The following is a 7,454-nucleotide window of genomic DNA, read 5'->3' on the forward strand; positions in this document are numbered from 1 at the left end:
GTCGGAACCAGCCCCGCCTACCTCGCGCTGGCCCGTCTCGGCCGTGACGATCACCGCCTCGCCCTCTCCGCCGACGACTGTGCCGCGCTGGAAGGGCAGGCGGCGGAATGGCTCGCGCGGGGCGTGAGCGTCGACTTCCTGACCAGCGCCCTGACCGCAGGTCTCCCCGCCCAGGTCAACAGCCCCCTCGGCCTCCTCCGCCGCCGCCTCACCGACAAGATGCCGCCCCGGCTGGCCCCGGAGAATGCCCAACCCGCCGCCCCTGCCCCAACCCGCCACCTCCTCGTGGAATGCACCGACTGCGGCCGCCCCGGACCACCGCAAGCCCTCCCCGACGGCCTCTGCCGCCCGTGCCGCGATACCCACTCGTCGGGCGGAGAGGTCTCGATCCCTGCCGCTGAGGTCGCCGACGTCAAGGCGCGCATGAGCAACCTTCGCGATCTGCTCAGACCTGTCTGAGCCCGCAGCGACAAGCCGTCTTGTCCCGACGCCCGGTGCGGTACTTCGCGGCGCTGCCCGGAGCCGGTCAGTCGGGCTGCTTCTCCATGTGCGTGAGGACGCGGTTCGCGATGTGGGAGAGGGCGTCCAGCTCTTCCTCGGTGAGGGCGTCGATGAACAGTCGGCGGACATGTTCCACGTGCAGGGGGGCTGCGTCCTCGATCGCCTTCCGGCCGGCCGAGGTGGCGACGATGAACGCTCCGCGGCCGTCGTCGGGGCAGTCCTCCTTGGTCACCAGTCCGCGCTTCGCCATCCGCCCCACCTGATGGGACATACGGCTCTTCTCCCACTCCACCAGTTTGGTCAGGTCCATGAAGCGCATCCGTCCGCCGGCCTCGGTGAGTTTGGCCAGCACGATGTAGTCGGCGGGAGACATGTGGGAGTCGGCCTGTACCTGGCGTGAGAGCCGTCCGATGAGCTTCTCCTGCATGCGGATGAAGCTGTCCCAGGCGGCCTGCTGCTCCGGGGTCAGCCAGTGTGGCGGTGCGTCCATGCGAGGAGCGTAGCGAGACGGTCGGCGGCTCAGCCATGGCCTGGACGGGGCTGATCTCCCCATCGGGCGACCAGCCTCCCGTACCCCTCGGCAGATCGGCCGCCACGATGACTAGTTGACGCGTCAATCATCGATGTCTAGTGTGGATGACACGTCAACTAAATAGCTGCGGCAGGCACACGTGAAGCTCCAGAAGGGGTATCCCATGAGCACCCAGAACAAGGCCGGACTCGACGCGCTGCTGACGCCGGAGGAGAGCGTCCTCGTGCTGATCGACCACCAGCCCTTCCAGTTCGCCAATCTGAACAGCCATGAGCCGACGATGATCGTCAACAACGTCGTCGGGCTCGCCAAGGCCGCCAAGGTCTACGACGTGCCGACCATCCTGACGACCGTTCTGGAGGAGCGCGGCGGACTGATCATCCAGGGCATCCAGGACGTGTTCCCGGAGCAGAAGCCGATCGACCGGACCTTCATCAACACCTGGCAGGACCAGCGGGTCGTCGACGCCGTCAAGGCGACCGGGCGGAAGAAGCTGATCCTGGCCGGGCTCTGGACGGAGATCTGCCTGGCCATGCCGGCCATCCAGGCGGCGGGCGAGGGGTTCAAGGTCTACGCCGTCACCGACGCGTCGGGGGGTGTGTCGGCCGAGGCCCACGACATGGCGGTGCGGCGCATGGTCCAGGCGGGCGTCGTGCCGATCACGTGGCTGGCCGTGATGGGAGAGTGGCAGCGCGACTGGGCCCGCGAGGAGACCATCCCGGGGGCCGCCGAGGTCCAGGCCCGGCACGGGGGCGCCACGGGGGTGGCCTTCGCCTGGGAGACGCAGCTCCTCGCCGCCGGGCGCGCCGGAAGTGCCGGCTGACGCCGGAGCTGGTAGGACGACGACGCGCCACCCGGACCGGGCCGGCGTGCGGACGAACGGAGAGAGGACGACACATGGCAGTCGAGGTGAAGGACGTTCCCGAGGCCAAGCGGTACGAGGCCCGGGTCGACGGGGAGACCGAGGTCGCGGGGTTCGCCGACTACCTCCGTACGGCGGAACTCATCGCGTTCCTCCACACCGAGGTCTCGCCCGCGTACGAGGGCAGGGGCGTCGGGTCGGCGCTGGCGCGCGCCTCCCTGGACGAGGCGCGCGCCGCCGGCCTGCGGGTACTGCCCACCTGCCCGTTCTACGCGGGATGGATCGCCCGGCACCCCGAATACCAGGACCTGCTGTACCAGTCACGCAGCAAGGTCAGCGACTGAAGTGGCGGGGGGGGAGGGGGGAGGCGCGCGCCCTCTTCCTCTCCCCGAAGTCGTCGGCTGACGGAGGCGTGGGGCATGGAGGTCTCGCTCGACTTCCACCGGCGGCAGCCCGAGCGGATCGCCGGGCTGCTGCGGGAGGCGGGCCTGGAGGTGGTGTCCCGGGTGTGGCGGGAGCGGGAGACGGACGGGCCGTTCCCGGAGCGGGCGCCGCAGGGGTTCGTGCTGGCGCGGAGGCCGATTGTCAGTGGCGGCTGTGAGGATGGGGACACCGGCACGAAGGGGTGACCGGCACAGCGGACTGAGGGGGACCCATGGGCGCCTGGGACATCGGCCACTTCGACAACGACACCGCGGCCGACTTCGGCGGGCGGGTCGACGACGCGGAGCCCGGGAAGAAGGCGGACGTGCTCCGGGACGTCCTGACCGCCGTCGCGGACACCGGGCCGGAGGACTATGCGGACTGCGGGGAGGAGGCGGTGGCCGCCGCCGCGCTGATCGCCGCGCAGTGCCCCGGGGGAGAGCCCGTCACCACCGCGTACGGCCCGAAGGAGCCCCTGCCGCGGCTCCCCGCCGACCTGCGCCCGCTGGCCGTCCGCGCCCTGGACCGCCTCACCGCGAAGAACGCGGAGCCGCTGGACCTGTGGGCGGAGGCCGGTGAGGACCAGGCGTGGCTGGCGGGGATAGCCGCGCTGCGTGCGGTGCTGGTGGGGGCGTCGGGGGAGTAGGCCGCGGCTTCAGCGTTTCGGGCGGCCCGCCCGCACCAGCTCGTCGACGTCCAGGGAGACTTCGGCGCCGATGGAGGCGGGCAGCGGGGCCTCCTGGCCGGGGGCGTAGACCTCGTGACGGTCGTAGCCGCCGGGCAGCGGCTCGGTCAGGACATGGACCCGGCCGTGCTTGCGGTCGACGATCACGTAGACCGGGATCTTGGCCTGGGCGTAGGCGATGACCTTGTTGCGGAGGTCGTTCTGGTAGTTCCCGGAGGTGACCTCCAGGACCAGGCGGAAGCAGGCGGGGTCGTAGCTGTTGTTCTCGATCGGGTGCTCGCCGTAGTCGGCGTCGACGATCGCCAGATCGGGGATCACGTAGTCCTCGGGTCCGCTGGGGAGCCAGAGGCCGATGCCCTGGAGGACTCTCGACTCCTCGCCGTGCAGACCGGCGGCGAGGAAGGGGACCATGAGTGTGGTCAGGGCGTCGGCGTGCGGGCCGTCCGGGGGTGGTGCCACGGTGATGACGCCTCCGATGATCTCGACGCGATGCCCCGGAAGCTGCTCCATGAGACGGTTGGCCGTTTCCAGCAGCGTTTCCGGCTCATCGTCACAGGGGTGCTCGACTGCTGCTGCAGACATTGCGGGCCTCCTGGAATGGGCTGGTGTCGAGAGCATCATCGTAGGACGGGACAGCCCAAGATCGCGCTTCTGGCATATGCCGCCCGGTCGAGTGAAACAGAAACGGCCCGGCACACCGCGTGGGTGCCGGGCCGTCTCCGTACGGTCGAGGACCGGGAAGCTACAGCTTCTCGATCACGTAGTCGACGCACGCCGTCAGCGCCTGCACGTCCGCCGGGTCGATCGCCGGGAACATCGCCACGCGCAGCTGGTTGCGGCCCAGCTTGCGGTACGGCTCGGTGTCCACGATGCCGTTGGCGCGCAGCACCTTGGCGACGGCCGCGGCGTCGATCTCGTCCGCGAAGTCGATCGTGCCGATGACCTGCGAGCGCTTCGCCGGGTCCGTGACGAACGGGGTGGCGTACTTCGACTCGTCGGCCCAGCCGTAGAGGTGGCCCGACGAAGCCGCCGTGCGGCCCGTCGTGAAGTCCAGGCCGCCCTGGGTGTTCATCCACTTCAGCTGCTCGTTCAGCAGGAAGAGCGTGGAGAGCGCCGGGGTGTTGTACGTCTGGTTCTTGAGGGAGTTGTCGATCGCCGTGGGCAGCGAGAAGAACTCCGGGATGTGCCGGCCCGAGGCGTGGATCCGGGCGGCGCGCTCCAGGGCGGCCGGGGAGAACACACCGATCCACAGGCCGCCGTCGGAGGCGAAGGACTTCTGCGGGGCGAAGTAGTAGACGTCGGACTCGGTGATGTCGACCGGCAGGCCGCCCGCACCGGAGGTGGCGTCCACCAGGACGAGGGAGCCCTCGTCGGCACCCGCGACGCGCTTGACCGGGGCCGCGACACCGGTGGAGGTCTCGTTGTGGGTGAAGGCGTAGACGTCGACGCCCGCCTCGGCCCTCGGGTCCGGGTGGGTGCCCGGGTCGGAGGCGATGACGGTGGGGTCGGACAGCCAGGGCGCGAGCTTCGCGGCCTTGGCGAACTTCGACGAGAACTCGCCGAAGTTCAGGTGCTGGGACTTCGACTCGATCAGTCCGTGCGTCGCGATGTCCCAGAAGGCGGTGGAGCCGCCGTTGCCGAGGACGACCTCGTAACCCTCGGGGAGGGAGAAGAGGCTGCGCACGCCGTCCCGTACCTCGCCGACCAGGTTCTTGACCGGGGCCTGGCGGTGGGACGTACCGAGGAGAGAGGTGCCGGTGGCGGCCAGCGCGTCGAGCGCCTCCGTCCGCACCTTGGAAGGACCGGCGCCGAAGCGTCCGTCGGCGGGCTTGATGTCAGCGGGAATCTGGATGTCGGCCACGGGACGGAGCGTAGTCCCTCGGCGGTACGGCTCAGCAACCGTGTCCGTCGGATGAGACGCGCGCTCCGGCCCGTGGACGTCCGGGGAAAAGGAAGGACTAGGCGTCGTGGCCGAACGGGCAGCCCAGCTTCACCGGCAGTTCGTGCAGGTCGTTCTGGGTCACGATCGGCTTGTTGCGCAGCTCGGCGGCGGGCACCGCCAGGTCCAGTTCCGGGAACCGCTCGTACAGGGCCGGGAGCGCGATGCCCGCCTCCAGGCGGGAGAGCGCCGCACCCGGGCAGACGTGCGGGCCGTGGCCGAAGGCGATGTGGCGGTTCGGGGTGCGGGTGGCGTCGAACTCGCCGGCCGTCGGGCCGTAAATCTCCTCGTCGCGGCCCAGCGCGCCGAACGAGACGATCAGGCCCTCGCCCTTCGGCAGGACCTTGTCGCCGACCTCGATGTCCTCCGTCGCGAAGCGGATCAGGACGTGCGAGGTCGGGGTGTTCCAGCGCAGCGTCTCCTCGATCACGCCGTCCCACCCGATCTCCCCGTTCAGCACCTTCTCGCGCTGCTCGGGGTGGGTGGCCAGCGCCTCCACGACGTTGACGATCAGGCTGATCGTGGTCTCGTGCCCGGCGGCGATGATCAGTTGCAGCGTGTTGACGATCTCCTCGTCGCTGAGGTGGTCGCCGTCCTCGGAGGCCGCGATCAGGGCGCTGGTGAGGTCGTCGCCCGGGTTCGCCCGCTTGGAGTCGACGATCTTCGTGAAGAGGGTCCCCAGGTCCGCCATCATCTGCGGGACCTCCTCCGGCGGGGTCTGCGTCGAGAAGAACTTCTCGAACAGCTCTTTCAGCCGGGGGTGGTCCGCCGCGTCCACGCCCATCAGCTCGCTGATCACGTTCATGGGGAGGGGGTAGGCGAACTCGGCCTTCAGGTCCACCGGCTGTCCGGCGGGCAGCGCGGCCAGCTTCTCCAGGCTCGCGTGCGTCAGCGCCTCGATCCCGGCGCGCAGCCGCTCCACCCGCTTCACCGTGAGCGCCTGCGCCACCAGCGTACGGAGACGGCGGTGGTCGGCCCCGTCGACCGTCAGCATCGAGCGGCCCGGGTTGGCCAGACCGATCAGCGGCCAGTCCTGGGGTATCTCGCCGCGCTGCCAGGCGTTCCAGACGTTGATGTCCTTGACCACGCGGTTGTCGGTGAGCAGCGCACGGGCCTCCGCGTGGCGGGTGACCGCGTACACGTGTACACCGCCGGGCAGCTCCACCTCGGCCAGCGGGCCGGCGGCCCGCAGCGCGGCGCTCTCGCCGTCGAGGTCGGTGACGAACGGGTCGAGCGCGATGCGGGTCATGCGGGGCCTCCGAAGCTTCCGGGTCTTCCGACGGCGGGGGTGGGTGTGAAGAGCACCGGCAGGTCGGTCAGCCCGCGCAGCCACGGCGACGGGCGGCGGGTGAGCCGCTCGGCGGCGACGGCGAGGTCGACGTCGGGGAGCCGGTCGAGGAGGACCTCGATGCCGGTACGGGCGATGACCTCGGCGGTCTCCTGGGCCGGGAACGGGCAGCGGTGCTCGCCGTGGCCGAAGGAGAGGAAGGCGTTGTTGCCGCCGGTCAGCGCCGAGCCGTCGGTCCGCACCTGCGGGTCGCCGTTGGCGGCGGCGAGGCCGAGGAGCAGCAGGTCGCCGGCGCGGATGTGGCGCCCGCCGAGGTGGGTGTCGCGGGCGGCCCAGCGGCCGGCCACGTTCTGGGTGGGGGTGTCCTCCCAGAGGACCTCGTTCATCGCTTCGGCGACGCTGTGCCGGCCGCCCGAGAGCGAGGCGGCGAACCGGTCGTCGGTGAGCATGAGGCGCAGCGAGTTGCCCATCCAGTCGGCGGTCGGCTGGTGGCCGGCCGCCATCATCACCATGAGATCCTGGGCGACCTCCTCGTCGGTGAAGCCGCCGGGGTCCGCCAGCATCCGGGTGGCGACGTCGTCACCGGGCTCGGCGTGCTTGTCGGCCAGCAGCTGGAACATCGACGTGCCGAGGTGCTGCTGTCCGGCGAGCGCCCGTTCCCGGCCGTCGATCATGTCGTTGATCGCGCCGACCAGCGGGTGGGCCTCCTCGTCGGAGAAGCCGTAGATCCTGGCCAGCACGAGGGCGGGCAGCAGCTTGGCGTACTCCGCGATGATGTCGACCGAGCCCTTGGTGCAGAACCGGTCGATCAGCTCGTCGGCGAACTCCTCCGCGTACCGCTTCAGGGAGAACGGGTCTACGCCCTCCAGTGCGTTGCTGATCATCATGGCGCGGACGCTGTGGCGCTCGCCGACCGTGTAGAGGATCGAGGGCTGCCTGCGCCCGATCATCGGCAGCAGCGGCCAGTCGTCGGGGATGCGGTCCCACTGGTTCCACAGGTCGGAGTCCCGGCTGAAGAGGACCGGGTCGCCGGTGACCTGGTGCAGTTCGCGGTAGCCGAGGACGAGCCAGGCGGGCACGTCGCCGTCGAGGACGACCGGGGCGATCGCCCCGTGGTCGCGCCGCATCTCCCGGTAGAGCTGGACCGGGTCGCTCTGGAAGCGGGGCCCGGACAGGGGGACGGACCCGTGGGTGACGGGGCAGCCGGAGACAGGGGTCACGGGG

8 protein-coding genes and 2 pseudogenes are annotated in these 7,454 nt (G+C 70.5%); 5 read left to right on the forward strand and 5 right to left on the reverse strand.

Annotated elements, in window-relative coordinates:
- A pseudogene (locus tag HET64_RS34085) lies at window positions 1-459 on the forward strand (MarR family transcriptional regulator); the annotation flags it as partial.
- Window positions 460-526: 67 nt separating this feature from the next.
- On the opposite strand, the gene HET64_RS34090 reads toward HET64_RS34085, so the two are convergent.
- Window positions 527-991, reverse strand: coding sequence for a MarR family winged helix-turn-helix transcriptional regulator (locus HET64_RS34090; protein ID WP_215111119.1), 465 nt, complete (start codon window positions 989-991; stop codon window positions 527-529).
- Between the two features lie 205 nt (window positions 992-1,196).
- On the opposite strand from HET64_RS34090, the gene HET64_RS34095 reads away from it, so the two are divergent.
- The 4 genes and pseudogenes from HET64_RS34095 (at window position 1,197) to HET64_RS34110 (ending at window position 2,964) form a co-directional block, all read left to right on the forward strand.
- On the forward strand, window positions 1,197-1,856 hold the full coding sequence (locus tag HET64_RS34095) for a hydrolase (RefSeq protein WP_215111120.1): 660 nt from the start codon (window positions 1,197-1,199) through the stop codon (window positions 1,854-1,856).
- A gap of 74 nt (window positions 1,857-1,930) precedes the next feature.
- Window positions 1,931-2,239, forward strand: coding sequence for a GNAT family N-acetyltransferase (locus HET64_RS34100; protein WP_215111121.1), 309 nt, complete (start codon window positions 1,931-1,933; stop codon window positions 2,237-2,239).
- 54 nt (window positions 2,240-2,293) lie between these two features.
- Window positions 2,294-2,524 (forward strand): annotated as a pseudogene (locus HET64_RS34105) (SAM-dependent methyltransferase); the annotation flags it as partial.
- 26 nt (window positions 2,525-2,550) lie between these two features.
- Window positions 2,551-2,964 (forward strand): DUF4259 domain-containing protein, encoded by a 414-nt coding sequence (locus tag HET64_RS34110; protein WP_215111122.1) that lies wholly within the window; start codon window positions 2,551-2,553, stop codon window positions 2,962-2,964.
- Window positions 2,965-2,973: 9 nt separating this feature from the next.
- On the opposite strand, the gene HET64_RS34115 is transcribed toward HET64_RS34110, so the two are convergent.
- The 4 genes from HET64_RS34115 to HET64_RS34130 all read right to left on the reverse strand — a co-directional run bounded on the left by HET64_RS34115 (window position 2,974) and on the right by HET64_RS34130 (window position 7,450).
- A complete protein-coding gene (locus tag HET64_RS34115; RefSeq protein ID WP_215111123.1) occupies window positions 2,974-3,585 on the reverse strand; it encodes a Uma2 family endonuclease in 612 nt (203 codons plus the stop codon).
- A gap of 160 nt (window positions 3,586-3,745) precedes the next feature.
- On the reverse strand, window positions 3,746-4,864 hold the full coding sequence (gene serC / locus HET64_RS34120) for a phosphoserine transaminase (RefSeq protein WP_215111124.1): 1,119 nt from the start codon (window positions 4,862-4,864) through the stop codon (window positions 3,746-3,748).
- A gap of 97 nt (window positions 4,865-4,961) precedes the next feature.
- Window positions 4,962-6,191: a cytochrome P450 gene (locus tag HET64_RS34125; RefSeq protein WP_215111125.1), complete on the reverse strand. Its 1,230-nt coding sequence runs from the start codon at window positions 6,189-6,191 to the stop codon at window positions 4,962-4,964.
- The gene (locus HET64_RS34130) at window positions 6,188-7,450 is read right to left on the reverse strand and encodes a cytochrome P450 (protein ID WP_215111126.1); all 1,263 of its coding nucleotides are present in this window, start codon (window positions 7,448-7,450) and stop codon (window positions 6,188-6,190) included. The genes HET64_RS34125 and HET64_RS34130 overlap by 4 nt, the downstream gene beginning before the upstream one ends.
- Between the last annotated feature and the right edge of the window lie 4 nt (window positions 7,451-7,454).

The sequence above is a fragment of the Streptomyces sp. McG3 genome (genome assembly GCF_018619185.1).
In the GTDB taxonomy this organism is placed as follows: Bacteria; Actinomycetota; Actinomycetes; order Streptomycetales; family Streptomycetaceae; genus Streptomyces.

Excerpts from the sequence above, each read along its gene's own strand:
- HET64_RS34090 (WP_215111119.1), bottom strand. The coding sequence starts at position 991 with ATGGACGCACCGCCACACTGGCTGACCCCGGAGCAGCAGGCCGCCTGG.
- HET64_RS34095 (WP_215111120.1), top strand. The coding sequence starts at position 1,197 with ATGAGCACCCAGAACAAGGCCGGACTCGACGCGCTGCTGACGCCGGAG.
- HET64_RS34100 (WP_215111121.1), top strand. The coding sequence starts at position 1,931 with ATGGCAGTCGAGGTGAAGGACGTTCCCGAGGCCAAGCGGTACGAGGCC.
- HET64_RS34110 (WP_215111122.1), top strand. The coding sequence starts at position 2,551 with ATGGGCGCCTGGGACATCGGCCACTTCGACAACGACACCGCGGCCGAC.
- HET64_RS34115 (WP_215111123.1), bottom strand. The coding sequence starts at position 3,585 with ATGTCTGCAGCAGCAGTCGAGCACCCCTGTGACGATGAGCCGGAAACG.
- HET64_RS34125 (WP_215111125.1), bottom strand. The coding sequence starts at position 6,191 with ATGACCCGCATCGCGCTCGACCCGTTCGTCACCGACCTCGACGGCGAG.